Source organism: Fodinicola feengrottensis (assembly GCF_010993775.1).
In the GTDB taxonomy this organism is placed as follows: domain Bacteria; phylum Actinomycetota; class Actinomycetes; order Mycobacteriales; family HKI-0501; genus Fodinicola; species Fodinicola feengrottensis.
In genome coordinates this window covers 74,793-97,721 of sequence record NZ_WOTO01000005.1, presented here as the reverse complement: position 1 = coordinate 97,721, position 22,929 = coordinate 74,793, and the positions used below count along the sequence as shown (strand labels likewise).

Genomic DNA, 22,929 nt, shown 5'->3' with positions numbered 1-22,929 from the left:
ATTTGAGCCAGCTCGGCGCGCAGGACCAGCACGGCATCGGGCTCGACCCGATGTCACAGGGGAAATCCAAGACGATCTACGCGAACCAGTGGAACCACGTGGCCGCGAACATCGGGAAAGTGGCCGCTGGCAAGAAGATCTCCCGGATCCTGGTGGCCTACGACAGCCCGAACGGCGCCGCCTTGTTCCGCGGCTGGCTCGACGACATCGCCATCACAGCTCATCCCGCGTCCCGGTCGTACCGAGCGCCGTCCGACTACGTGCTGACCACTCGCGGCACCCAGTCGAGCAGCAATTTCTCCCGTGGCAACAACTTCCCGGCCACCGCGGTGCCGCACGGCTTCAACTTCTGGACGCCGGAAACGAACGCCGGCTCGACGGACTGGCTCTACAACTACAACCGCAGCAATGACGCGGCGAACCTGCCAGAGTTGCAGGCTTTCGCGCTCAGCCACGAACCGAGCCCATGGATGGGCGACCGGCAGACCTTCCAGGTGATGCCGTCGATCGCGGACGGTACGCCGGATGCCAGCCGGACCGGGCGGGCGCTGGCTTTCCAGCACTCGAACGAAATCGCGTCTCCCGATTACTACAGCGTGAAATTCCAGAACGGGCTGCGCACCGAGCTGGCGCCGACCGACCACGCGGCGATGTTCCGATTCACCTTCCCCGGCCAGTCGGCGAACCTGATTTTCGACAACGTGAACAACGGCGGCGGCCTGACCCTGGATCCCGGCGGTCGTACGATCAGCGGCTATTCGGACGTGAAAAGCGGACTTTCGGTCGGTGCTGGGCGGATTTTCGTCTACGCGACCTTCGACCGAGCGGTTGCCGGCAGCGGCATGCTGCCCGGCGGCGGCGGCTCGAACGTCACCGGATATCTGAAATTCACCCTGCCGTCGGCGGGCAGCGCGGTCACCATGCGGATCGCCACCTCGCTGATCAGCGTGGACCAGGCAAAGAAAAACCTGGACCTGGAGGTCGGCCCCGGCTCGACCTTCGAGCGGGTACGGGCCGCGGCGAAATCCCAGTGGGACTCCAAACTCGGTGTGATCACGGTGACCGGCGCGAGCACCGACCAGCTCACCACCCTCTACTCGAACCTCTACCGACTGTTCCTCTATCCCAACTCCGGCTTCGAGAACACCGGCACGGCCCGCAAGCCGGTCTACTCGTACGCGAGCCCGACCGCGCCCCGCACCGGCGCCGACACTCCGACGCAGACGGGATCGTCCGTACGGACCGGAAAGATCTACGTCAACAACGGATTCTGGGACACGTACAGAACAACCTGGCCGGCGTATTCACTGCTGACACCGGATGACGCGGGCACGATGATCAGCGGTTTCCTGCAGCTTTACCAGGACGGCGGCTGGGTGCCGCGGTGGTCGTCGCCGGGCTACGCCAACCTGATGACCGGCACCAGCTCCGATGTCGCCTTCGCGGACGCGTATCTCAAGGGTGTCAGCAATTTCGACGTGCAAGCCGCGTACGACGCCGCTCTGCGCAACGCGACCGTGACCCCGCCGAACGACAGCATCGGCCGGAAGGGCCTGGCCAGCTCGATTTTCCTTGGCTACACCCCGACCAGCACCGGCGAGGGCATGTCGTGGGCAATGGAGGGCTATGTCAACGACTTCGGCATCGCCAACCTGTCGAAGGCTTTGTACGACCGCAGCAAGCCGAATGACCCGCGTCGCAACGAATACCTGTCCAACTACCATTACTTCACCAACCGGGCACAGAACTACGTCCACATGTTCGACCCGAGTATCGGCTTCTTCCAGGGCCGCAAGCCCGACGGCTCGTGGAACCAGGCCGCGTCCACGTACGACCCGCGGGTGTGGGGCGGCGACTACACCGAGACCGACGGCTGCTGGGGAATGGCCTTCACGGTCCCGCAGGACGGCAACGGCCTCGCCAACCTGTACGGCGGAAAAGCCGGCCTGGCAAAGAAACTTGACCAGTATTTCGCGACTCCGGAGACCGCCACCTTCCCCGGCTCGTACGGCGGGGTCATCCACGAGATGACCGAGGCGCGGGACGTACGGATGGGCGAGTACGGCCACAGCAACCAGCCGGCGCACCACATCCTTTACATGTACGACTACGCCGGCCAGCCGTATCAGACGCAGGCCAAGGTCCGGGAAGCACTTTCTCGACTGTACCTGGGAAGTGAGATCGGTCAGGGCTATCCGGGCGACGAGGACAACGGCGAAATGTCGGCGTGGCAGATCTTCAGTTCGCTCGGCATCTACCCGCTGCAGATGGGCAGCCCGTCGTACGCGATCGGGTCGCCGCAGTTCAAGCAGGCCGTGGTTCACCTGCAGAACGGCCGAAAACTGGTCATCAACGCGCCAAACAACAGCGCTCGCAACGTTTATGTGCAGAGCCTGCGAGTGAATGGCCGGCCGTACGACAAGACGTACCTGCCACAGGATCTGCTGGCGCACGGCGGTGTTCTCGACTTCAGCATGGGCCCGAACCCGTCCCGCTGGGGCACCGGACCGAACGACGCGCCGCCGTCGATCACCCAGGGCACCGCGGTCGCGCAGCCGTGGGCGGACACGCTCGCCACCGACGGCTCCACGATCACCGCGGCCGACGGCACGAACGTCCACGCACTGGTCGACAACACCTCGGCCACGCAGGCGACTTTTGGCTCCGCTACCCCGACGATCGAGATGAGCCCGCCGCCGGCAAGGCGATTTCCGCGTACACACTGACATCCGGGACCGCGGCCGGTGACCCGAAGTCCTGGGTGCTGGAAGGCAGCACCGACGGGACGCACTGGACCGGGCTGGACACCCAACAGAACCAGACCTTCGCCTGGCGATCACAAACCCGCGCCTTCGCCATCGCCCACCCCGGCGCCTAACACCACCTACCGGATCAGGGTCACCTCCGCCACCGGCACCGTCTCGCTGGCCGAGGTGGAGCTGCTTGCTTAACAACTCCTGGGAACCTGATCGACCCAGTTGTGAGTCATGCCCCCTGTGACACTGAGGTCGATCAACCAGGAGCGGCGATGTGACTGACGGACAGCTGGCCGTACGACAACAGCTGGATGACCTCTTCCGGGCCACCCATCCCCGGTTGGTGCTGAGCATGTACGCACTGACCGGGGATCGGCGCGAGGCGGAGGACGTCGTCCAGGAGGCGTTCGTACGAGCCGTGGTGCACAGCGCGATCGATCCGGCGACCGGAGTTCTGCACCTGCTGGCCCATCAGCCCGCGAAGACGATCGGTGCCGCGCGGCTCGGCGGTGACGGGACCATTTGGGTGTCGTACAAGGATGGTCCAAGCGCCCTCGACAGCTCGAGCGGCATCGCGGTCACCCACGACGGCGGCCACAGCTGGATCACTCGGCAGATCACCAGCCGGACGGCAGAGTAGTGGGGCCAGTCATCAGTTCGGACGGTATTCGCGCCTATGCCGATTTAAGTCATCTCAGCCAGTCCAGCGGCAACCGGATCTTGATGACCGACAATGGCGGTCAGACCTGGACCCAGCGAGACGGCGACATCTCGCTGCCGGCTAGCCCGTACTCGCTCCCGGACGGTTCCATTATCGGCGTCGACGTGCAACACACCCCATTCAGTGTGGTAGTCACGGCGGACCAGGGCAGGACCTCCACGCCGGTCACTGCTGCGAACAACCCCTCCACGTTCGGCAGAACAGCGGATGGCTTGTACGTCTTGGCCGACCGCGGGGGGCCAACCCATCGGACTACCTCGTCTCGACCGACGGGCGGCACTGGACGAAGTCGCCAAGACCCTGACTGCGAAGCTCAGGAAACCCCGAGGGTGCTTTCCCGGGGGACGAGGTCGCAGTTGGCGCGCCACACCTGGGCGGGTTCGGGGGCGGCGAAGCGGCGGTCGAGCACGTCGACGGCGAGCTCGGCGATCTGCGCCTTGTCGGGGCGCATGCTGGACAGGGTGGGCGTCAAATACGCGGCGTCGTCAACGTCGTCGAAGCCCAGCACGGCGATGTCGTCCGGGATCCGGCGGCCGCTGCGGTGGATCGTACGCATGGCGCCGATCGCCAGCAGGTCGCTCAGGCAGAAGACGGCGTCGGGCGGCTTGGGCAGCGCGAGCAGCCGCTCCATCGCGAGCGCGCCGGCCTCCCGGTCGTGCAGCGCGCCATGCTCGATGTCGTGTAGTCCTTCTCGATCGTGAGGCCAGCGGCCTTCAGGGCTCGCCGGTAGCCGGCAACCCGGGGCGCCTGGCGGCGGCTGCGCGGCTCGTACGCGGGACCGATCAGCGCGATCCGCCGCCGGCCGGCCGCCACCAGGTGACCGGTCGCCACCTGGCCGGCGCCGAGGTTGTCGATCATCACGTGGTCGACCACCGGGTCACCGCCGGCGCCCCCCGACGCGCTGCCGAACAGCACCACCGGCGGGCCGGACGGGCCGGACGGCACGTCGTCGGCGGAGACCTCGGACGGGAACATCAGCACGCCGTCGATGAGGTGGCCGCGGCCGCCGCTCAACAACAACAGCCAGCTCGCGGCCGCGGTCGTGCGCGGTCTGCTCGACGACCAGCGTCCAGTCCCGTTTCTCCGCCTCGATCATCATGAAATGCGCCAGCTCGGCGAAATACGGCAGACCGATTTCGGGCACCGCCAGGGCCACCACCCCGGACCGGCCGCGGGCCAGGTTCCGGGCGGACAGGCTGGGCCGGTAGCCGAGTTCGGCGACCGCCTGCTGCACCCCCGGGCCCGGGTGCCAGGAGCCACCGATGCCTTGTTGTTCAGGACATTGGAAACCGTCATGGTGGAGACCCCGGCCCGGGCCGCCACGTCTTTCAAACTGGCACGCATCCCTTGATTCTGCACTGTCCACATCAGTCGCGTCCGGCCGCAGCCCATATTTCCTCGCGGAGGTGCATTCAGAACGCCCGTGCATTGTCCAACAAACCCGCATTTCAGCTGTATGCAACGATGGAAGGCAACCGTACGGCCGGGAAAATCTGCCCTATCGGCCTTAAGGAAACCTTATTTGGTCAGGAGTATTAGCGCTCAAGGAACTCGACCACCACCCAGTACGCGACCAGGCTCGAAAGTCCGGGGGTACGCATGAAACCGCGAACGTCGTCGCGCATCGCGTCGAACGAGTAGTCGTTGGCCCGCTCGCGGTGGCCATGGCCCCGCCGGTCGAGCGGTCCCCAGGTAGTTTTGCGGCGAGCGTAGAATTAGTTTCGGTCATCGCATCGCAGCTGAGGAGGGCATCATGACGCGACAGTCGTCCCGACTGCCCGCCCTGCTGCCTTTCGTGGTGCTGCTGCAGTTCGCATTCCTGCTGCTGCCACATGTTTTCAGCACCCCAAACCACACCGCACTGGTCGCCGTCGCCGCCTTGCTGGCGACCGGGCTGGCCTGCGGTCTCGCGCTCCCGTACGCATTGCGTGCGGGCACTTCCGCGCCGTCGGTGCGCGGTGCCTCACCCGAGCAGTCCCGGCGGGCGAGTTTCCTGCGCCTGCGCAACCCGGACGCGCCTGGCAGGACTCGGCCAAGAGGACCCACCCGCAGCCCGTCGGCTGCGTGATTTCCCGCTTCGCAAAGAGAATTCCGTAGCCATTCCGCCTGTCCTTTTTCGTGTTCCAAGACATGCCGGAGTTGCTTTCATGCCCGATCTGTTCGGGTGGCCGATGGCGGCCGCCCATTTTCTGGTGACCACCCTCGCCACCCTGCTCTCCCCCATGCTGGCCGGCGCCAGCACGGTGGTGGCGATCGTGCTTTTCACGGTGGCCGTACGACTGTTGCTCCTGCCGTTCAGCCGCGCGGCCGTACGCGGTGAGAAGGCCCGCGCCGCCGTCGCACCGCAAACGCAGGAGATCTCTATCGCCAACACCGCAACGATCCGGAGAAACTGCAGCGTGAGATCGCCGCCCTGCACCGGGAATCCGGTACGTCGATGTTCGCCGGCTTTCTGCCGCTGCTCGCCCAAATGCCGTTCTTCATGGTGATGTATCGGCTGTTCACCTCGTCGACCGTGCAGGGAAAGACCAACGACCTGCTCGGTCACACCCTGCTCGGGACTCCGCTGGGCACGCATTGGGCGACCACCCTGTCGGCCGGTTTTCCCCTGCAGTCAGCGGTTTTCCTGGGCCTGTTCGGTGCGCTCGGGGTGGTCGGCTGGCTGTCGATGCGCTGGCAGGCTCGGATCGCCGCGCCGGCGCCCCCCCAGCAGAACCCGTTGCTGGCCAAAATCCTGCGACTACTCCCGTTCACCACCATCGTGGTGGCCGCGTTCCTGCCGCTGGCGGCCGGAATCTACCTGCTCACCACGACGGCTTGGACGTACGGCGAAAGACATGTCTTGCGGCGCCAGGAAAAGCCGGTGCAAGCCGAGATCGAGCTGGCCGACAAACCCCGGAAGAGGACGGCTTAGACCGACTCACGCGGCTTCCCGGTGGCGGTCCACACGTCGCTGCCGTCGGGCAGCCGCCCGAAACCGGCGAAAATCCCGAGCAGCAGCCGGCGGGCCGCGTCGGTCCGCTCTTCGTCGCTGACGCGCGTACAACCGGACCGACACGTCCAGGCCCGGCAGGTGCGGCGCCAGCGCGAAGTGCGGCAGCAGGATCACCAGCAACGCCACGAAAGCGTCCAGGTCCGCCTCCGGGTGCAGCTCGCCGCGTTCGCGGGCCCGATCCGCGAAGGGGTGCAACGCGGCCACATAAATGCGGTTCACCGGCTCCCGTACGGCGACCCGCACCTGCGGGTCGAGCTCCAAGTTGGTCGCCGCGGTGACCCCGCGCTCCAACGGATGCTCGTCGTAGTAACGCATCCAGGCCAGCATGAGCTCCAGCATGAACTCGAAGAACGGCCGTTCCGGGTCGAGCGCGGCAAGCCATCGGGTCATCTGGTTGCGCACCCGAATCGACGTGTACTCCGCGACATACGAGAAGAAATCCAGCTTGTCCGGGAAATACTGGAAGAGCGAGCCCTTGGCCACGCCGGCCTCGCGGGCCACCACGGTCAGGCTGCCACCGGAATATCCGCACCGACCGAACTCGCGCATGGCGGCCACCACGACCCGCTCCCGGCGCTCGGCGGGGCAGGTTGTCCCACGTCGTTGTCGGCACTGTTCCTCCGTCGTGCCCTCAGAGACTTGTCTCTCCGTCGGGCCTCCCCGCGAACACCCGCTCCGGCGCGCGTCGGGGCGTCACTATTCGATCATGGTGCGTGACAGCCGCGATCGCTGTCAACACGCTGAATTAGCGTACCCTCATGGACAGTCACAACTGGCGCGCGGCAACCCGGTCGCCGCGCACGTGGGGAGCGCGATGGCTGTGCGCACGGATCGGGCCTGCGTCATCGGCGCGGGGTCGTCCGGGATCGCGTCCTGCCAGGTCCTGAACGCCCGCGGAGTCGGCTTCGGCTTCGACTGCTTCGAAGCCGGGTCGCGAGTGGGCGGAAACTGGCGCTATCTCAACGACAACGGCATGTCCTCGGCCTATCGTTCGCTGCATATCAACACTTCGCGCCAGCTTATGCAGTACGCGGCCTACCCGATGCCGGCGGACTATCCCACCTATCCTGGCCACGCACAGATCGCCGGCTACTTCGACAACTACGTGGATCACTTCGGGTTAAGGGAAAAGATCGCTTTCCAGACCACGGTGGAGTCGGTGGAGCCGCGGTCCGGTGGCGGTTTCGAGGTGAACGTACGAGCCGTCGACGGCGACCGCCGGACCGACACGTACGGCGCGGTGCTGGTCGCGAACGGCCATCACTGGGACCCGCGGTGGCCGGTTTTCCCGGGAGCGGACGGTTTCACCGGCCGGCAACGGCATTCGCACGACTACAAGACGCCCGACGACCTGGCCGACCGGCGAGTTCTGGTGCTGGGCATCGGAAACTCGGCCTGCGATCTCGCGGTCGAGTCGTCCCGGACCGCCGCCCCGTACGTACGTTCCTGGCCATCCGCCGCGGCGCCCACGTCGTCCCGAAATATCTCTTCGGGATGCCGACAGACCACCTCACGACCTCGCCGCTCGCGCACGGTCCACTGTGGACACAGCGGCTCGGGTTGGCGCTGATGCTGCGACTGGTACGCGGCTCGGTCAGCTCGTATGGGCTGCCCACCCCGGACCACAAAGTGCTGGCCGCACATCCGACCATCTCCGACGACCTGCTGACCCGGCTCGGCCACGGGGACATCACGGTCAAACCCACCATCGACCGCTTCGACGGCGACACCGTCCGTTTCACCGACGGCAGCGCCGAGCGGATCGACGACGTTATCTACTGTACGGGCTACAAAATCAGCTTTCCGTTTCTGGACGAGCGAATCATCTCGCCGGCCGACAACGAGATCTCACTCTTTCACCGGGTGGTCTCGCCGGACTGTCCCGGGCTTTTCTTTGTGTCGCTGGTGCAACCGCTGGGCGCCACCATGCCGATCGCCGAGGCGCAGTCGGCCTGGATCGCGGACCTGCTGCTGGGCACCGCCACGCTGCCGCCGATGGCCCAGATGCGAGCTGAAATCGAGGCGTACAAGCGCAAACTGCGCAAGCGTTATGTGACCTCTCGGCGGCACACCATTCAAGTCGACTTCCAGGACCACCTGGCCGACATTCGGGCCGAGCGCCGGGCCGGCGCCCGGCGCCGTGGCAGCTCGGTCGCTCTTGACCTGCAGTGAGGTTGAGGTTGCATCCTCTCGATGACGCTGTTTTTGTCTGAGAGAGGATGCGACCCGTGATCGACCAGCACACGCACATCCGGATTGCCCGTCCCAGCAACGATTTGGCGGCCGTCGAGCGGTTCTACGTCGACGGGCTCGGGCTTAGTGTGATCCTGCGGATGAGCCAGGAGCACGACCTGATCATGCTCGGCTGGCCAGCGGCCGGGTGGCATCTGGAGCTGGTACGAGACCCCGCCGCGCCGGTCGCGCCGGTGCCGACCGAAGAGGATCTGCTGGTCATCTACCTCGATGGCTCAGTCCCGCCAGAGCTGGTGGAGCGACTGGTCGCAGCCGGTGGCAAGGTCGTCCCGTCGCTCAACCCGTATTGGGACACCTGGGGCGTCACCATCGCCGATCCCGACTCCTACCGCCTGGTGCTGTGCACCCGCTCCTGGACCAATGCCTGACTTATTTGTTCAGGTAAGCCAAAACCGCGAGAACCCGGCGGTTGTCGTCGTCGGAGGCAGGCAGGTCGAGTTTGCCGAAGATGCTGGCGATGTGCTTAGTGACCGCGCTGGCCGAGATGGACAGCTTCTCGCCGATCGCGTTGTTGGACCGGCCCTGGGCCATGTGTTCCAGCACCTCGATCTCGCGGGCGGTCAACGTGCTGGTCCGGCCGCGGGCCTCGCCCCGCGTCAGAAGTTTCGCCACTACCTGGGGATCCATCACGGTCCCTCCTTCGGCCACCGTGGTCACGGCCTCGACGAACTGCGCGGTGTTGGAGACCCGGTCCTTGAGCAGATAGCCGATCGCGCCGGTCCCGTCGGCGAGCAGCTCGCGCGCGTACAACTGCTCGACATACTGTGACAGCACCAAAATCGGGAAGCCGGGCCGACGTTTGCGGGCCTCGATCGCGGCCTGCAGGCCCTCGTCGGTGAACGAAGGCGGCAGCCTTACGTCCACCACCGCCACGTCGGCGTCCTGCTCAGCCAGCGCCTTGCGCAGCGAAGGGCCGTTGTCGACCGCCGCCACCACGGTGAAGCCGTGTTCGGTGAGCGTACGAACGAGACCGTCCCTCAGGAGGAAGAGGTCTTCGGCAAGGACAACACGCACGGGATCTCCAAGCTGACTTGAGTCGGGCCGCCGGTCGGCGAGTGGACCGTGACGGTGCCGTCGAAAGCGGCCAGTCGGCGCTGCAGGCCGCGCAGGCCGGTGCCAGCCGACGGGTCCGCGCCGCCCCGGCCATTGTCGGTGACCGTGCAGGTCAGGACGCTGTCCTGATGGTCGAGGGACACGTCGATCCGGGTCGCCCCACTGTGCTTGGCGGCGTTGGTGAGCAGCTCGGAGACCGCGAAGTAGGCGGCCGACTCGACTGGCGGCGCGGGCCGACCGGGCAGGGTCGCGGTGACCTCGGCGTCGATCACCGAGTCCAGCGCGAGCGCCCGGATCGCGTCGGCCAGGCCGCGGTCGGCGAGCACCGGCGGGTGAATGCCGCGTACGAGATCACGCAGCTCGTCCAGCGCCTTCGAAGAGGCTTCCCGAGCCGAGACCAGCAGCTTGCGAGCCGCCGCCGGATCGTTGTCCAGCACTTCCTCGGCGTTGCCCAGGCTCATGCCCATCGCCACCAGCCGAGCCTGCGCGCCGTCGTGCAGGTCGCGCTCGATCCGGCGCAGCTCAGCTGCCTGCGCGTCGGTGGCGTCGGCGCGCGCGTACCAGCGAGCGTGTCCACCCGCTGTTCCAACTCCGCGGTACGCGACGGAGCCAGCAGCACCGCTGTCCAGCGCGCCCGCAACCGCAACATCCGTGGGCCAATCAGCAGACCGATCACGATCATGACCAACCCAATCGGCACGCAGGCCAGCGCGGTCGCTGTCGAGTTCACCTGGATGACGCCGTAGATGTTGCTGCCGCCGTCCGCGCCGATGGCCCGCCACACGAATGGCTGAACGAACGCTCCGAAGGCGCCGAAGAGTACGAACGCCAGCGGCAAGGTCGCCATCCACGTTCCGACCACCCAGTCAACGGTGGCCCAGGTCAGGTCCCGCCAGGTCGCGCTGTCCTTGAGCAGAGCCACATTGCGCTTCACCAGACCGTCCGGGAGCGGCCCGTACGGCGCCGGAATGTCGACGCCGCTCCAGCTGGCCGTACGCCTCGCTGTGTTGGCCACCGCCCGCAGCGCGGACACGGCCGGCGGCAGCAGGTAGAGGCCGACGCCGATGGCGAGCAGACAGCCGGCGGCCATCACCAGCACAGCAACCGCACCTTCGGCCAGCGCGAGACCGAGCAACAGCAGACCACGGGGCAGCACGAGAAGCCTGGCCTTGAGGTTCATCGGGTCACCTGACGATTCCCACCGACGACGACCGCCGCGATGACGACGCTGGACGCGGCGAGGATGAGCATGTTTCGCAGTCCACCTTGTTCGAAGTTGAGCAGGATCAGGATGCCCAGATTAAGCAGCCAGTGGAACACGCCGGCGACCAGCAGCGATCCGCGCCGGCTGGTGCCGCGTACGAGCACCGCCATGATCAGCGACACCGCGACGCTCATCGTCACGAAACTCAGGAAGAACGCAGGGCCGAAGGCGTAGTACTGGATGTGCCAGGTGCTCCATAGGACGCCGACGATCACCGCCGAGACGATCATCGAGAAGCGGGTCTGTAGGTGGCGCTGCAGGAACGTCCGCCAGCCCAGCTCCTCGCCGCAGGCGCCGATGAGTTGCAGCGGCGCGATCAGCCAGAACTGCTCCGGGATGGCCAGTGCAGCGGCTGCCCGGCCAGCGCCAGCGCCGCCGCGCACACTCCGAAGAGCGCGACGACGATGCCCGCTCCGACGCCGGCGCGTACGAGTGCGTTCTTCGTGCCTTGCTGGCTGTCCTTGGCCAGCAGCCCGATGGCGGCCAGCACTCCGATCGTGGGACCGAACTGCGTCAGCATCAGCAGCTCCGGGTCCAGGTGGACGTACGGCTGCAGGACGAGCAGGGTTCCGGCGCCCAGCCAGGTGGCGATCACGAAGATCACCGTGGCGAGCCAGAATCGCGATCTCGGCAGGGTCATTACGGCGGTCACTTTTGCTCCCGAAGTAGGCGGTTCACTACCTCCTACGGTCGCCGACCGCCGACCGCCGCACACTGCGCGCGACTCTCCGGTCAGGGTGGAGTTTTCTACACCACGGCAGGCTCGGTGGACCAGGGAAAGTCGATCCACCGGTCGGTGCTGCGCCAGACGTACTCGCATTTCACCAGCGACCGCGGCTTCTCGTAGAGCACCGCGCAGCGGGCCTCGGCAACGTGGTCCGCGCAGAAGTCGCGTACCAGCCGGAGGGTCTCTCCGGTGTCCGCCACGTCGTCGGCGATCAGTACGCGCGCGCCGGTCAGGTCCACGACCTGCGGCACCGGCGGCAACACCACCGGCATCTCCAGGTGCTGGTCGACGCCGGTGTAGAACTCGACGTTCATGGTGTGCAGGTTCTTGACACTGAGCGCGTAGCCCAGCGCCCCGGCCGGGAACAGCCCACCCCGGGTGATCGCCAGGATCAGGTCCGGCCGGAACCCGTCCGCGGCCACCATCTCGGCCAACCGCCTGCTCGCCCGCCCGAACAGGTCCCACGTCAACACTTCGCGCTCGTCCGGCACCGCTCCCCCTAGTGAGTCTCCCCTGATTCTGAGTGCCACCGAACATCCGGGACAGATCAGGGTCGTACCCGATGCCAACCCACCTGCCCGCGACCGATGCTTTATTGCAAGGTCATAAGACATCGAGAGGGTTGATCCGTCATGGACACGATTCACGGCTCGTTCCGCAACCAGGGCCTCGTACGGCCACGGGACGGCCGCCTGCTGGGCGGCGTCATCGCCGGCCTCGGCCGCCGCTTCGGCCTCGACCCGTGGCCCGCGCGGTTTCTGTTCGTCCTGATCTTGCTGCTCATCCCGGGCAGCCAGATCCTGATCTACCCGGTGCTGTGGATCCTGATGCCGTCCGAGGACGCGCCGGCCATGACCCTGCACGAGGGTGGCGTGTAGACAGGCTCGCGTGCTACTTTTCGAACATGTTCGAAAAGACCTCTGTCGTTGTTGTTGGTTCCGGCGCGGCCGGCCTTTGCGCGGCGCTCGCCGCGGCGGTGGCCGGCGCGGCGGTGACCGTGCTGGAGGGCAGCCCGAAGTGGGGGCGGCGCGACCGCGGTCTCGGGCGGGCAGGTGTGGGCGCCCGGCAACCACCACACGGCCGACAACCCCGAGGACGCACTGACATACGTGCTCGGCCGTACGCAGGGGCGGTCGCCGGCGATGGCGGCCGCGTTCGTACGAGCGGCGCCGCTGATGGTCCGGTTCCTGGAGCGGCACACCCCCATCCGCTTCACACCGATGGACGCGCCGGACTCGTTCGCGGAGGCTCCCGGCGGCCGGGGGCGGGCGGGCGCAATCTGGAGGTCGAGCCGGTCAGTCTGGGTGATCTCGGCGACCCGGACGACTTGTTCTGGCCGCCGCCGTTCTTCCAGCCCGTACTCACCAACGCGGAGATCATGGAGTTCGGCCTGATGGCCGGCGGCACGCCACCCTTCGCGGTGATGAAACGCCGGCAGGCGGCCGGTCAGGTGACGCTCGGCCAGGGCCTGGTCGCCGGCCTGTTGCACGGCTGCCGAGAAGCCGGCGTCGAGTTGCTGCGCGACCATCGCGTCACCGGCCTGCTGCCCGAAGGCGGCGTACGGGTGGGAGATCGCGAGTTTCCAGCGCCCGCCGTCGTGCTCGCCCCGGCGGCGGCTTCGAACACGATGCTGAGCTGCGCGAACGACTGCTGGACGGCCCGTACGACCAGCCCCTGTCGCCGCCGGTCAACCGCGGCGACGCACTGCGGTTGGCTGACGGCGCAGCCGTGGACTTCGTCTCGGAGAGCTGGTCCTGGCCCGCCAGCGCCGGACCGACCACCTGGCCGGACGGCACCGCGCGCCCAGTGCTGATGCTCTCCGAGCGGATGCTCCCGCACGTCATCTGGGTCAACGCCGCAGGCCGCCGTTTCGTCAACGAATCCAGCCACAACGCGGCGCTCGCCTTCGCCGAAACGGACCCAGGCACCGGGCTCCCCCGCAACACCCCCGCGTGGGCCATCGCCGACGCCCAGTTTCGGGCTCGCTACGCCTTCGCCGGCGCCGCTCCCGCCAGCCGCTCCCGTCCCACGTCATCCAGGCGCCGACTCTCGCCGACCTCGCCGCGAAAACCGGCATCGATTCGGCCCAGCTGGCCGCGACCGTACAGTCCTTCAACGCCCACGCCGAAAAGGCGACGATCCCGACTTCGGCCGGGGAATCGCCGCGTACGACCACTATTGGGGCGATCGGGCGGCACCACATCCCAACCTGGGGGCACCATCGCGGAACCACCTTTTTGCGCGCTGCCGGTCCTTCCCGGTCTCGTCGGCACCAAAGGCGGTCTGCGTACCGACACCGACGCCCGCGTGCTGCGCTGGAACGGCCAGCCCATTCCCGGACTTTTCGCTGCCGGCAACGCGATGGCCGCGGTCATCGGACCGGCGATCATCTCCCCCGGCGCGACCATCGGCTCAGCCCTGGCCTGGGGCTGGATCGCCGGCACCGCGGCCTGCGTTTAGTTCGTCAGGGCCGTACGACTGAGCGATTCGAGCGCCACCGAAGTGGCGTCGTCGGCGGCCAGATAGGCAACCAGGCGTTGCTCGTCGGAATGCGGCAATTCCAGGCTTTCGTACGCCAACACCAATTCGCCCGCCAGCGGATGTGTCCATCGTTTCGACGCCGACACGTTCGGGCAGGCTGGCAGCGTTGTCGTACCGGCTGCTGAATGGCGTGCCGACAATGACCGCCAACTCCTCGCCGAGGAAGGCGGCATGCGGGTCACCCAGAGCTGTCGCCGCTCGCAGGTCGGCCGCCCGCTCGTCAGCGACCTGATTCCAGTCGGGGTACGCGGTTTTTGCTCGCGGGTCGGCGAAAACGAAGCGGGTGAGGTTGGGTTGGTCGGCGTCCAACAGCCCGAGCGGCCGGGCCAGCGGCGATAGCTGGAGTTGGCAGCGACTAGGTCGCCGACTCGACTGACCACCACCGCCGGGCTCGGATCAAGCCGGTCGAGCAGCGCTCCTACGGTCGGGCGGATTTCCCACGACCGCGGTTCCGTGGCCTGACAAGAGGTGCCTTTGACCAACCGGTGCAGGTGGACCCGCTCGTCGTAAGACAGATTCAGGGCGTTGGCGAGCGCAGTCACGATCTCGCTGGACGGATGCCGGTCGCGGCCCTGTTCCAGCCGGATCAGGTATTCCACGCTCACGCCGGCGAGGGTGGCCAGCTCAGCGCGGCGTAGGCCAGGGGTGCGACGGCGCGGGCCGGCTGGCAAGCCCACCTCGGCCGGCGTGACCAGCTCTCGCCGGGAGCGAAGAAACGCGCCCCCACTTCGTTTTCCGCCATGACCGAAACTCTAGGGTCGACCATGGTGACCTTGGCAGGGCCAGTCTCAGCGCGGCCTCCCTCCGGGCGGCCGGAATCGGCAGGCTCGAAGGCATGAGCGTATTCACCGACGAAGAAGTCGCGTACATGAAAAGCCAATTGCTGGGCCGGCTGGCCACTGTTGGCGCGGACGGCCGACCGACGGTCCGCCCGGTAGGAGTGATCTACGACCCCGAAGCCGAGGCCATCGTCATCGGCGGGGTGGTCGGGTCGAGGATGGCGAACAGCAAGAAATTTCGCGACACCACGCTGCACCCCGAGGTGTCGTTCCTGGTCGACGACATCGCCACGGTGGATCCTTGGAGACCGCGCGGGATGGAGATTCGCGGCCGCGCGCAAAACCATCTCGACGGTGGCGAACAAGTCGGCCTACGCCTGGAAGCGCCGTTCCCCTTCGAACCGGCGTGGATTCTGATCCGCCCCACCCGAGTCCTGACCTGGGGAATCGCCGCCGGATCCGGTGACCTGTCCACTCGCAAAATCACCTGAACCAAGTAGTGGTTGAGTAGTTGTGCTCAAGCGCCATCTCAAGTGGACCGTGATCGTAAGACTCGTGACGGACGAGGCAGCGGACACTCGGGAGCCCAGTGATGATGACAGCAAGGCACCCACCCAAAGCGGACCTCGTTCCGTTGGGATAGCCATCGGGTGTGTTGTCCTCGCAGTGATGGCCATCGCCTTGCTGGCGCCGACGGTGTGGCTCCTGTGGTCGTACGGTCAAGAGGTCCGCACGAGCGGCGACTCGGCGACGAGAAACGAGTTCTGGTTGCTCGCGGCCGTGGTTTTTTCGGCGTACCCGCGATAGGCGCCGGGATCGGCGCGCTGACCTCCCGCGGAGCGGACCACGCCGTACGGATCCTCGCCGTGCTCACGGCCTGGCGATTGCCGGTCTCGTACTCCTCATTGGTTGCTACTCCTGGTTCCTGTCGACCCTGCGGATCACTTTCTGACGAAGTTTTGGGCGGCGGACAGGACTGTGTGGGCGAGCGCCGTCAGTTCCGCACCGATCGCGGGGCGGGCGCGCAGGCGGCCGGAACGGGAGAGGTCGTTGATGATCGTCAGGGCCGCGTGCACGGCGATCCGCGACTCGGACTGGGACGCGTCCGGCGACAGCGATGACTGCAGACCAACCCACTGGGCCACGTACGCACGCTGCACCCGCAGCGACTCCAGCCGGCTGCGTTCGGGCAGGTGGGCGAGCTCGCGGTTGTAGACGTGCAGCAGCTCGCCGTGGTCCATGACCACGTCCACGTACGAGCGGATCAGCCGGTCGAGCTGCGCCGCGGGCTCGCCGCCGGCGCCAGACAGCGCGCGGCTCGCGCCGACCGCGAGCTGGTCGGCGAGCCGTCCGCAGCCGGCCATCAGCAGGTCGGCCTTGCTGGCGAAGTGCCGGTAGACACTGGGACCAGCGATCCCAGCGGCAGCGCCAATATCCTCCATGCTGACCGCGCGATAGCCGCGCTGGACGAAAAGTTCGGTGGCGGCCGCCAGGATCTGCTCCCGCCGGGTGGCTGGAATCACTGGCTCAGCAACGAAACCCGTGGCTTCGCCGGACTCGGCGGGCACACAGGAGCTGGCGCAGACCGCCGAGGCCAGCGTATGCAGGAGTGCCACGAAGCGACGTTTGGGCAGGCTGGCGTGGTGGTCGGCGACGCTGCCCAAGACGCTCAACGCCGCCATGCAGAGCAGCTCGGCGTCGGCGGCCGGCAGGTCGGGGCGTACGAGTGTGAGCTCACCGGCCCAGCGGGTGATGAACTTGCGGCCGCGCTGGCGCACCTCGTTGCGGGCGGTCTCGTCCAGGTGCCGCGCCTGCCACCGCCACAGCGCCGAAACCCCGCGGCGTTGGACCGACTGCTCGGCCAACGCGAGCGTTACCGCGTCGAGCCGCTCGGCCGGCGTACCGGCTCCGCCAAGAGCCTGCTCAGCGGCCTCGTCCATCACTTCCTGCCCGGTCAGCAGCACTTGCGCGAGCAGGTCCTGCTTGCCCTGGAAGTGCCGGTAAAGCGCGGGGCCGGTGATGCCGGCGGCCGAGGCGATGTCCTCGATGCTGACGGCCTGATAGCCGCGCTGGGCGAACAGATCCGCGGCGAGCACCACCAGCTGACGCCGGCGGTTCGCCGGGCGACGGCCCGGCCGCTCTGAATCCATTCCGCACCTCCAGCCGGCTAAGTGAACGCTGTGGACCTCACCATAGCTGCCCAGATCCCTTGACAGCTACCAGATCCACCGCGTTATGTTAATCAGCATTAGCATCATCCACGGAAGGCCGGACGTGACTCAGACGCACGGAGCCGCACCCCCCGGCGCGGTCAGGTCGCCCTGGATGGACGACGACCTGCGGGCCGTCGCCGAGCTGGCGCGCACCTTCTTCACCAAGGAGGTCGCGCCGCGCGAGCAGGAGTTCGCCGCGCAGGGCTATCCGGACCGCAAGCTCTACCAGCGGGCCGGCGAGCTGGGCCTGGCCGGCATGTCAATCCCGGAGGAATATGGCGGCGGGGGCGGCACCTTCGCACATGAGGCGGTCCTGCTGACCGAGCAGATCAGGGCCGGCGCGCCGTCACTGCAGTTCGCCGTGCATTCCGCGATCATTCCGCACTACATCGTGCATTACGGTACAGAGGAACAAAAACAGCGCTGGCTGCCCAAGCTGGCGAGCGGCGAATGGGTCGGCGCGATCGCGATGACCGAGCCAGGCACCGGATCCGACCTGCAGTCGATCACCACCAAGGCGATTCCGGATGGTGACGAATATGTCATCAGCGGAGCCAAAACCTTCATCACCAACGGCTATCTCGCGGATTTGGTGATCATTGCGGCGAAGACCGATCCGACCGAGGGCGCCAAAGGCGTGTCGCTGATCGTTGCCGAGGTCGGCGACAACCCGGAGGGCTTCCAGCGCGGCCGGCTGTTGCAGAAAATCGGGCAGCACAGCCAAGACACCGCTGAGCTGTTCTTCGACGGCTTGCGCGTACCCAAATCCAACTTGATCGGCACCGAAGAAGGTCAGGGCTTCTTCCAGCTGATGATGCAGCTGCCGCAGGAAAGACTGATCATCGCGGTCGCCGCGATCGGCGTCATCGAGGCCGCTGTCGAGCTCGCCACCGCGTACACGAAAGAGCGGCAGGCCTTCGGCAAACCGCTGTTCGCGATGCAGAACACCCGGTTCGAGCTGGCCGACTGCGCCACCATCGCCCGGGTCGGCCGGGTTTTTTCGTGTGGACGACTGCATCGCCAAACACCTGCGCGGTGAGCTGGATGTCTCCACCGCCGCGATGGCCAAGTCCTGGCTGAGCGAGCAACAGTGCGCGGTCGTCGATCGATGCCTACAGTTGTTTGGTGGGTACGGCTACATGCTCGAATACCCGATCGCGCGGATGTTCACCGACAGCCGCGTACAGAAGATCTACGGTGGCGCGAATGAGGTGATGAAAGAGCTCGTCTCGCGCACGCTCTAAATCACCGTGCTAGGAGGGAAAAGATCATGACTGAAGCATTCATCTACGACGCCATTCGTACGCCCCGAGGCCGCGGCAAGAAGACCGGTTCGCTGCACGGCATCAAGCCGATTTCGCTGGTGGTAGGCCTGATCCACGAGTTGCGGCTGCGGTTCCCGGACCTGGATCCGGCGGCCATCGACGACATCATCCTCGGCGTCGTCGCGCCGGTCGGTGACCAGGGCTCGGACATCGCGAAGATCTCCGCGATCGCCGCCGGCCTGCCGGACACCGTCGCCGGCGTGCAGCTCAACAGGTTCTGTGCGTCCGGCTTGGAGGCGGTCAACTCGGCCGCGCAGAAAGTGCGCGCCGGCTGGGACAAACTGATCATCGCCGGTGGCGTCGAGTCGATGTCGCGAGTACCGATGGGCTCCGACGGCGGCGCCTGGGCGATGGACCCGGAGACCAACTACAACACCTCCTTTGTGCCGCAAGGCATTGGCGCCGACCTGATCGCCACCATCAAGGGTTTCTCCCGCGAGGACGTCGACACTTTCGCGATGCGCTCCCAACAGCGCGCGGCGGCCGCCTGGGCCGGCGGTTACTTCGCGAAAATCCGTCGTGCCGGTGCTCGACCGCAACGGTGTCGTCGTACTGGATCACGACGAGCACATGCGGCCGGACTCCACGGTGGCGGGCCTGGGCAAGCTGCCGGCGTCTTTTGAGGCGATCGGCGAATTCGGCGGCTTCGACGCGGTGGCGCTGCAGAAATACCACTGGGTCGAGAAGATCCACCACGTACATTCGGCCGGCAACTCCTCCGGCATCGTGGACGGCGCCGCGCTCGTACTCGTCGGCAACGAGCAGGTCGGCAAGGACTTCGGCATGGTGCCGCGGGCTCGCGTGGTGGCGACCGCGGTGTCCGGCGCGGACCCGACGATCATGCTCACCGGTCCCACGCCAGCCACCGAAAAAGTGCTGGCGACCGCCGGACTTTCCGCTGACGACATCGATCTCTTCGAGCTGAACGAGGCTTTCGCTTCGGTCGTCCTGAAGTATGTCGACGATTTCAAGATTCCGGACGAGAAGATCAACGTCAACGGCGGCGCGATCGCGATGGGTCACCCGCTCGGCGCCACCGGCGCGATGATCACCGGCACCATGATCGACGAGCTCGAACGCCGCAATGCCCGCTATGCGCTGGTGACTTTGTGCATCGGCGGCGGCATGGGCGAGGCCACCATTATCGAGCGCGTCTGATTCGCGTCTGATTCCGGAGAAAAAAATGACTGAGAAGAACATGATCGGCTGGGACCAGGACGCGGACGGCATTGTCACGCTGACGATGGACGACCCGGACGCGTCAGCGAACACCATGAACGAGCTTTTCGGCACTTCGCTCGCGGCCACCATCGACCGCCTGGAGAAAGACAAGGACTCGTTCACCGGCGTGGTGATCACGTCGGCCAAGAAGACCTTCTTCGCTGGCGGCAACCTGCAGATGCTGATGGCCGTAAAGCCGGAGGACGCCAAGGAGTTCACCGAGCGCGTCGACCTGATGAAAAGTTACTTCCGGCGCTTGGAAACTCTGGGCAAGCCGGTGGTGGCGGCCATCAACGGCGCCGCTCTCGGCGGTGGGTACGAGATCGCGCTCGCCTGTCACCACCGCGTCCTGCAGGACGTTAAGGGAGCCGAGGTTGGGCTGCCCGAGGTCACGCTGGGGCTGCTGCCCGGTGGCGGTGGCGTCACTCGTACGGTCCGGCTGCTCGGCATCCAGAGCGCGCTCCTGAACGTGCTTTTGCAAGGACAGCGGCACAAGCCGGCGAAGGCGCTGGAACTGGGTCTGGTCGAGATCGCCAGCGACCGGGATGACTTGCTGGCCAAGGCAAAGGCGTGGGCCAAGGCCAACCCCGCGGCCGTACAGCCCTGGGACGTCAAGGGATACAAGATCCCCGGTGGTACGCCGTCGAGCCCGGCCTTTGCGGCGAACCTGCCGGCTTTCCCGTCCAACCTTAAAAAGCAGCTCAAGGGCGCGCCGATGCCGGCGCCGCGGAACATCATGGCGGCTGCCGTCGAGGGTGCGCAGGTCGACATCGACACCGCGACAAAAATCGAGACGCGCTACCTGTTCGACGTGGCCTCCGGTCAGGTCTCGACCAACATGATCAAGGCGTTTTTTCTTCGATCTGCAGGCGATCAACAAGGGCGGCAGTCGCCCCGACGGGTACCAGCCATGGACCTCCAAGAAGGTTCTGGTGCTCGGCGCCGGCATGATGGGCGCGGGCATCGCGTATTCGGCCGCCCGGTCTGGCATTGAGGTCGTCCTCAAGGACGTTTCACTAGAGGCGGCCGAAAAAGGCAAGGCGTATTCGGAGAAGATCCTGGGCAAGGCGGTCAGCCGCGGCCAGCTCACCCAGGAAAAGGCCGACGAGGTCCTCGCCCGGATCACGCCGACCGACAAGGCCGCGGACGGCGCCGGCGCCGGCGCGGATCTCATCGTCGAAGCCGTTTTTGAGAGCGCTGACCTGAAGAAGAAGGTCTTCGCCGAGGTCGAGCACGTGGTCGCGCCGGACGCCCTGCTGGGCTCCAACACCTCCACGCTGCCGATCACCGGCCTCGCCGAAGGCGTGCGGCGGCAGGCCGACTTCATCGGCATCCATTTCTTCTCGCCGGTGGACAAGATGCCGCTGGTGGAGATCATCGCCGGCGAGAAGACCAGCGACGCGGCGGTCGCCAAGGCCGTGGACTTCACTTTGCAGATCAAGAAAACCCCGATCGTCGTCAACGACAGCCGGGGCTTCTTCACCAGCCGGGTGATCGGCACTTTCATCAACGAGGCAGTGGCGATGGTCGGCGAAGGTGTCGCGCCTTCGTCGATCGAGCAGGCCACCACCCAGGCCGGCTACCCGGTCGGCGCGCTCGCGCTGATGGACGAGCTGACTTTCACGCTGCCACGGAAGATCCGCGAGGAGACCAAGGCGGCTGTCGAGGCAGCGGGCGGAAAATGGACCCCGCACCCGGCGGAAGTTGTTCTGGACAAGCTGATCGACGAATACGACCGCAAGGGCCGCTCCACTGGCGCCGGTTTCTACGACTATGTGGACGGCAAGAAGGCCGGCCTGTGGCCAGGCCTCAAGGACGCTTTCAAGTCCGGCACCGCGGAAATCCCGTTCCAAGACATGCAGGAGCGGATGCTTTTCGCGGAGGCGCTGGAAACCGTCAAGTGCTTCGACGAAGGCGTGTTGCGGACCATCCCGGACGCGAACATCGGCTCCATTTTCGGCATCGGCTTCCCGCCGTGGACCGGTGGCGTGATCCAGTACATCAACCAGTACGAGGGCGGACTGACCGGTTTTGCCGGCCGCGCGAAAGAACTGGCCGATCGTTATGGTGAGCGCTTCAACCCGCCGCAGTCGCTGGTCGAGAAGGCCGAGCGCGGCGAGTCGTACGAGTAGATTGTTCTTGCACCTCCGGGCCGGTCACGTGTGTGTGGCCGGCCCGGCTTCTTTTCGGCAGCACCGCCTTGAGAGGGACTTATGAGCATCGCCGGTTTGAAAGACGAAAAAAACTGCTCGCGTTGGAGGTCGAGGTCGCCGACCACATCGCGACAGTCACGCTGATCGGGCCCAGCAAGGGCAATGCGATGGGTCCGGACTTCTGGCGGGAACTGCCGATCGTCTTCCGGGCCATCGATCGCGATGACGACGTACGGGCCGTCATCCTGACCGGCTCCGGGAAACACTTCTCGTACGGCCTGGATCTGCCGGCGATGGCCCCGAATTTTGCGCCGCTGCTGGCCGACGGCGCACTTGCCAAGGCGCGTACCGAATTTCTCGCCCACTTGCACGGCCTGCAGGACTCGGTCAACGCCGTCGCAGAATGCCGCAAGCCAGTGATCGCCGCCGTCGCCGGCTGGTGCATCGGCGGCGGCATCGACGTGATCGCGGCGACCGACATCCGACTGTCCACTGTGGACGCCAAATTCAGCGTACGTGAGGTCAAGGTCGCGATTGTCGCGGACCTGGGCAGCCTGCAGCGGCTGTCGGGCATCATTGGCGAGGGCCACCTCCGCGAGCTGGCGTTGACCGGCAAGGACATTGACGCCGTACGCGCCGAGAAGATCGGCCTCGTCAACGACACGTACGAGGACAAGGACGCTCTGCTGGCCGCCGCTCACGACATGGCCGCCGCGATCGCCGCCAATCCGCCGCTGGTCGTACAGGGCGTCAAGGACGTCCTCGACGTCACCCGCGGCCCCCAGATCGCGGCCGGCCTGCGATATGTCGGCGCGTGGAACTCCGCCTTCCTGCCCAGCCGCGACCTCACCGAGGCCATCCAGGCCTTCGTCGACGCCGTCCCCCCACCTTCACCGGCTCCTGACGATCGCCGCAGGGCCGGCGATTT

24 protein-coding genes and 6 pseudogenes are annotated in these 22,929 nt (G+C 66.5%); 16 read left to right on the top strand and 14 right to left on the bottom strand.

Annotation, left to right across the window (positions count from 1 at the left end; translation table 11 throughout):
• The first annotated feature begins 2 nt into the window (after positions 1-2).
• Together GNX96_RS05995 and GNX96_RS05990 are read left to right on the top strand one after the other, a co-directional pair.
• A complete protein-coding gene (locus GNX96_RS05995) occupies positions 3-2,726 on the top strand; it encodes a GH92 family glycosyl hydrolase (protein ID WP_279579500.1) in 2,724 nt (907 codons plus the stop codon).
• A 304-nt stretch (positions 2,727-3,030) separates the two neighbouring features.
• Positions 3,031-3,396, top strand: coding sequence for an RNA polymerase sigma factor (locus GNX96_RS05990; protein WP_279579499.1), 366 nt, complete (start codon positions 3,031-3,033; stop codon positions 3,394-3,396).
• A gap of 394 nt (positions 3,397-3,790) precedes the next feature.
• Here GNX96_RS05990 and GNX96_RS05985 read toward each other — a convergent pair whose 3' ends face one another.
• The 4 genes and pseudogenes from GNX96_RS05985 to GNX96_RS62655 all read right to left on the bottom strand — a co-directional run.
• Positions 3,791-4,108 (bottom strand): substrate-binding domain-containing protein, encoded by a 318-nt coding sequence (locus GNX96_RS05985; RefSeq protein ID WP_163567328.1) that lies wholly within the window; start codon positions 4,106-4,108, stop codon positions 3,791-3,793.
• Entirely contained in the window at positions 4,057-4,452 is a 396-nt protein-coding gene (locus tag GNX96_RS05980; protein WP_163567327.1) for a type 1 periplasmic-binding domain-containing protein, read from the bottom strand. Before GNX96_RS05980 ends, GNX96_RS05985 begins: the two co-directional genes overlap by 52 nt.
• Positions 4,355-4,711, bottom strand: a complete 357-nt coding sequence (locus tag GNX96_RS05975) for a LacI family DNA-binding transcriptional regulator (RefSeq protein ID WP_279579599.1) — start codon at positions 4,709-4,711, stop codon at positions 4,355-4,357. Before GNX96_RS05975 ends, GNX96_RS05980 begins: the two co-directional genes overlap by 98 nt.
• A gap of 14 nt (positions 4,712-4,725) precedes the next feature.
• A pseudogene (locus GNX96_RS62655) lies at positions 4,726-4,821 on the bottom strand (LacI family DNA-binding transcriptional regulator); the annotation flags it as partial.
• A 409-nt stretch (positions 4,822-5,230) separates the two neighbouring features.
• On the opposite strand from GNX96_RS62655, the gene GNX96_RS05970 reads away from it, so the two are divergent.
• The 3 genes from GNX96_RS05970 (at position 5,231) to GNX96_RS05965 (ending at position 6,391) form a co-directional block, all read left to right on the top strand.
• Positions 5,231-5,545 carry a DUF6412 domain-containing protein gene (locus GNX96_RS05970; RefSeq protein WP_163567326.1) on the top strand — a complete coding sequence of 105 codons (315 nt, stop codon included), beginning with the start codon at positions 5,231-5,233 and terminating at the stop codon, positions 5,543-5,545.
• A gap of 79 nt (positions 5,546-5,624) precedes the next feature.
• Positions 5,625-5,966, top strand: a complete 342-nt coding sequence (locus GNX96_RS49235; RefSeq protein ID WP_279579498.1) for a hypothetical protein — start codon at positions 5,625-5,627, stop codon at positions 5,964-5,966.
• The gene (locus tag GNX96_RS05965; RefSeq protein ID WP_313885594.1) at positions 5,870-6,391 is read left to right on the top strand and encodes a YidC/Oxa1 family membrane protein insertase; all 522 of its coding nucleotides are present in this window, start codon (positions 5,870-5,872) and stop codon (positions 6,389-6,391) included. Before GNX96_RS49235 ends, GNX96_RS05965 begins: the two co-directional genes overlap by 97 nt.
• 6 nt (positions 6,392-6,397) lie before the next feature.
• Here GNX96_RS05965 and GNX96_RS05960 read toward each other — a convergent pair whose 3' ends face one another.
• Entirely contained in the window at positions 6,398-7,033 is a 636-nt protein-coding gene (locus tag GNX96_RS05960; RefSeq protein WP_279579497.1) for a TetR/AcrR family transcriptional regulator, read from the bottom strand.
• Between the two features lie 253 nt (positions 7,034-7,286).
• On the opposite strand from GNX96_RS05960, the gene GNX96_RS49230 reads away from it, so the two are divergent.
• From GNX96_RS49230 to GNX96_RS05950, 3 genes are read left to right on the top strand one after another with little or no spacing between them, the layout of a single operon-like run.
• Positions 7,287-8,042, top strand: coding sequence for a flavin-containing monooxygenase (locus tag GNX96_RS49230; RefSeq protein ID WP_279579496.1), 756 nt, complete (start codon positions 7,287-7,289; stop codon positions 8,040-8,042).
• The gene (locus GNX96_RS49225) at positions 8,042-8,644 is read left to right on the top strand and encodes a flavin-binding monooxygenase-like family protein (RefSeq protein WP_279579495.1); all 603 of its coding nucleotides are present in this window, start codon (positions 8,042-8,044) and stop codon (positions 8,642-8,644) included. The genes GNX96_RS49230 and GNX96_RS49225 overlap by 1 nt, the downstream gene beginning before the upstream one ends.
• A 56-nt stretch (positions 8,645-8,700) precedes the next feature.
• The gene (locus GNX96_RS05950) at positions 8,701-9,093 is read left to right on the top strand and encodes a VOC family protein (protein ID WP_279579494.1); all 393 of its coding nucleotides are present in this window, start codon (positions 8,701-8,703) and stop codon (positions 9,091-9,093) included.
• A 1-nt stretch (position 9,094) separates the two neighbouring features.
• Here the strand turns inward: GNX96_RS05950 and GNX96_RS05945 are convergent, their stop codons facing one another.
• The 6 genes from GNX96_RS05945 to GNX96_RS05925 all read right to left on the bottom strand — a co-directional run bounded on the left by GNX96_RS05945 (position 9,095) and on the right by GNX96_RS05925 (position 12,260).
• Complete coding sequence (locus GNX96_RS05945) at positions 9,095-9,739, bottom strand: LuxR C-terminal-related transcriptional regulator (protein WP_163567324.1); 645 nt, start codon at positions 9,737-9,739, stop codon at positions 9,095-9,097.
• A complete protein-coding gene (locus GNX96_RS49220) occupies positions 9,703-10,245 on the bottom strand; it encodes a sensor histidine kinase (protein ID WP_279579589.1) in 543 nt (180 codons plus the stop codon). The genes GNX96_RS05945 and GNX96_RS49220 overlap by 37 nt, the downstream gene beginning before the upstream one ends.
• Positions 10,236-10,958 carry a sensor domain-containing protein gene (locus GNX96_RS49215; RefSeq protein ID WP_279579493.1) on the bottom strand — a complete coding sequence of 241 codons (723 nt, stop codon included), beginning with the start codon at positions 10,956-10,958 and terminating at the stop codon, positions 10,236-10,238. The genes GNX96_RS49220 and GNX96_RS49215 overlap by 10 nt, the downstream gene beginning before the upstream one ends.
• Positions 10,955-11,425 (bottom strand): CPBP family intramembrane glutamic endopeptidase, encoded by a 471-nt coding sequence (locus GNX96_RS05935; RefSeq protein WP_163567323.1) that lies wholly within the window; start codon positions 11,423-11,425, stop codon positions 10,955-10,957. The genes GNX96_RS49215 and GNX96_RS05935 overlap by 4 nt, the downstream gene beginning before the upstream one ends.
• Complete coding sequence (locus GNX96_RS05930; RefSeq protein WP_163567322.1) at positions 11,359-11,694, bottom strand: hypothetical protein; 336 nt, start codon at positions 11,692-11,694, stop codon at positions 11,359-11,361. Before GNX96_RS05930 ends, GNX96_RS05935 begins: the two co-directional genes overlap by 67 nt.
• Positions 11,695-11,789: 95 nt before the next feature.
• A complete protein-coding gene (locus GNX96_RS05925) occupies positions 11,790-12,260 on the bottom strand; it encodes a phosphoribosyltransferase (protein WP_163567321.1) in 471 nt (156 codons plus the stop codon).
• Between the two features lie 141 nt (positions 12,261-12,401).
• Between GNX96_RS05925 and GNX96_RS05920 the strand changes: the two genes are divergently transcribed.
• The 3 genes and pseudogenes from GNX96_RS05920 to GNX96_RS05905 all read left to right on the top strand — a co-directional run bounded on the left by GNX96_RS05920 (position 12,402) and on the right by GNX96_RS05905 (position 14,229).
• Positions 12,402-12,647 carry a PspC domain-containing protein gene (locus GNX96_RS05920; protein WP_163567320.1) on the top strand — a complete coding sequence of 82 codons (246 nt, stop codon included), beginning with the start codon at positions 12,402-12,404 and terminating at the stop codon, positions 12,645-12,647.
• A 26-nt stretch (positions 12,648-12,673) separates the two neighbouring features.
• Positions 12,674-12,775 (top strand): annotated as a pseudogene (locus GNX96_RS05915) (FAD-binding protein); the annotation flags it as partial.
• A 326-nt stretch (positions 12,776-13,101) separates the two neighbouring features.
• Entirely contained in the window at positions 13,102-14,229 is a 1,128-nt protein-coding gene (locus GNX96_RS05905; RefSeq protein ID WP_163567409.1) for an FAD-binding protein, read from the top strand.
• On the opposite strand, the gene GNX96_RS05900 is transcribed toward GNX96_RS05905, so the two are convergent.
• Entirely contained in the window at positions 14,226-14,981 is a 756-nt protein-coding gene (locus GNX96_RS05900) for a helix-turn-helix domain-containing protein (RefSeq protein ID WP_390623933.1), read from the bottom strand. The two genes, GNX96_RS05905 and GNX96_RS05900, sit on opposite strands and share 4 nt — an antisense overlap.
• 164 nt (positions 14,982-15,145) lie before the next feature.
• On the opposite strand from GNX96_RS05900, the gene GNX96_RS05895 reads away from it, so the two are divergent.
• Positions 15,146-15,580 carry a PPOX class F420-dependent oxidoreductase gene (locus tag GNX96_RS05895; RefSeq protein WP_163567319.1) on the top strand — a complete coding sequence of 145 codons (435 nt, stop codon included), beginning with the start codon at positions 15,146-15,148 and terminating at the stop codon, positions 15,578-15,580.
• 228 nt (positions 15,581-15,808) lie between these two features.
• Here GNX96_RS05895 and GNX96_RS49205 read toward each other — a convergent pair whose 3' ends face one another.
• Both GNX96_RS49205 and GNX96_RS05890 read right to left on the bottom strand, forming a co-directional pair.
• Positions 15,809-15,937, bottom strand: coding sequence for a hypothetical protein (locus tag GNX96_RS49205; protein WP_279579492.1), 129 nt, complete (start codon positions 15,935-15,937; stop codon positions 15,809-15,811).
• A gap of 93 nt (positions 15,938-16,030) precedes the next feature.
• The gene (locus GNX96_RS05890; protein WP_163567318.1) at positions 16,031-17,239 is read right to left on the bottom strand and encodes a TetR family transcriptional regulator; all 1,209 of its coding nucleotides are present in this window, start codon (positions 17,237-17,239) and stop codon (positions 16,031-16,033) included.
• A 175-nt stretch (positions 17,240-17,414) separates the two neighbouring features.
• Between GNX96_RS05890 and GNX96_RS05885 the strand changes: the two are divergent.
• From GNX96_RS05885 to GNX96_RS49200, 4 pseudogenes are all read left to right on the top strand, one after another.
• Positions 17,415-18,546 (top strand): annotated as a pseudogene (locus GNX96_RS05885) (acyl-CoA dehydrogenase family protein).
• 23 nt (positions 18,547-18,569) lie between these two features.
• Positions 18,570-19,785 (top strand): annotated as a pseudogene (locus GNX96_RS05880) (acetyl-CoA C-acetyltransferase).
• Positions 19,786-19,810: 25 nt separating this feature from the next.
• Positions 19,811-21,980, top strand: a pseudogene (locus GNX96_RS05875) (3-hydroxyacyl-CoA dehydrogenase NAD-binding domain-containing protein).
• Positions 21,981-22,048: 68 nt separating this feature from the next.
• Positions 22,049-22,905: pseudogene (locus tag GNX96_RS49200) on the top strand (crotonase/enoyl-CoA hydratase family protein).
• The last annotated feature ends 24 nt before the right edge of the window (positions 22,906-22,929 follow it).

What these genes read in the sequence shown, in the direction of transcription:
- GNX96_RS49230 (WP_279579496.1), top strand. Translation starts at nt 7,287, where the DNA reads ATGGCTGTGCGCACGGATCGGGCCTGCGTCATCGGCGCGGGGTCGTCC.
- GNX96_RS05985 (WP_163567328.1), bottom strand. Translation starts at nt 4,108, where the DNA reads ATGGAGCGGCTGCTCGCGCTGCCCAAGCCGCCCGACGCCGTCTTCTGC.
- GNX96_RS49235 (WP_279579498.1), top strand. Translation starts at nt 5,625, where the DNA reads ATGCCCGATCTGTTCGGGTGGCCGATGGCGGCCGCCCATTTTCTGGTG.
- GNX96_RS49220 (WP_279579589.1), bottom strand. Translation starts at nt 10,245, where the DNA reads ATGGGCATGAGCCTGGGCAACGCCGAGGAAGTGCTGGACAACGATCCG.
- GNX96_RS05895 (WP_163567319.1), top strand. Translation starts at nt 15,146, where the DNA reads ATGAGCGTATTCACCGACGAAGAAGTCGCGTACATGAAAAGCCAATTG.
- GNX96_RS05920 (WP_163567320.1), top strand. Translation starts at nt 12,402, where the DNA reads ATGGACACGATTCACGGCTCGTTCCGCAACCAGGGCCTCGTACGGCCA.
- GNX96_RS05980 (WP_163567327.1), bottom strand. Translation starts at nt 4,452, where the DNA reads ATGTTCCCGTCCGAGGTCTCCGCCGACGACGTGCCGTCCGGCCCGTCC.
- GNX96_RS49225 (WP_279579495.1), top strand. Translation starts at nt 8,042, where the DNA reads ATGCTGCGACTGGTACGCGGCTCGGTCAGCTCGTATGGGCTGCCCACC.
- GNX96_RS49215 (WP_279579493.1), bottom strand. Translation starts at nt 10,958, where the DNA reads ATGAACCTCAAGGCCAGGCTTCTCGTGCTGCCCCGTGGTCTGCTGTTG.
- GNX96_RS05890 (WP_163567318.1), bottom strand. Translation starts at nt 17,239, where the DNA reads ATGGATTCAGAGCGGCCGGGCCGTCGCCCGGCGAACCGCCGGCGTCAG.
- GNX96_RS05970 (WP_163567326.1), top strand. Translation starts at nt 5,231, where the DNA reads ATGACGCGACAGTCGTCCCGACTGCCCGCCCTGCTGCCTTTCGTGGTG.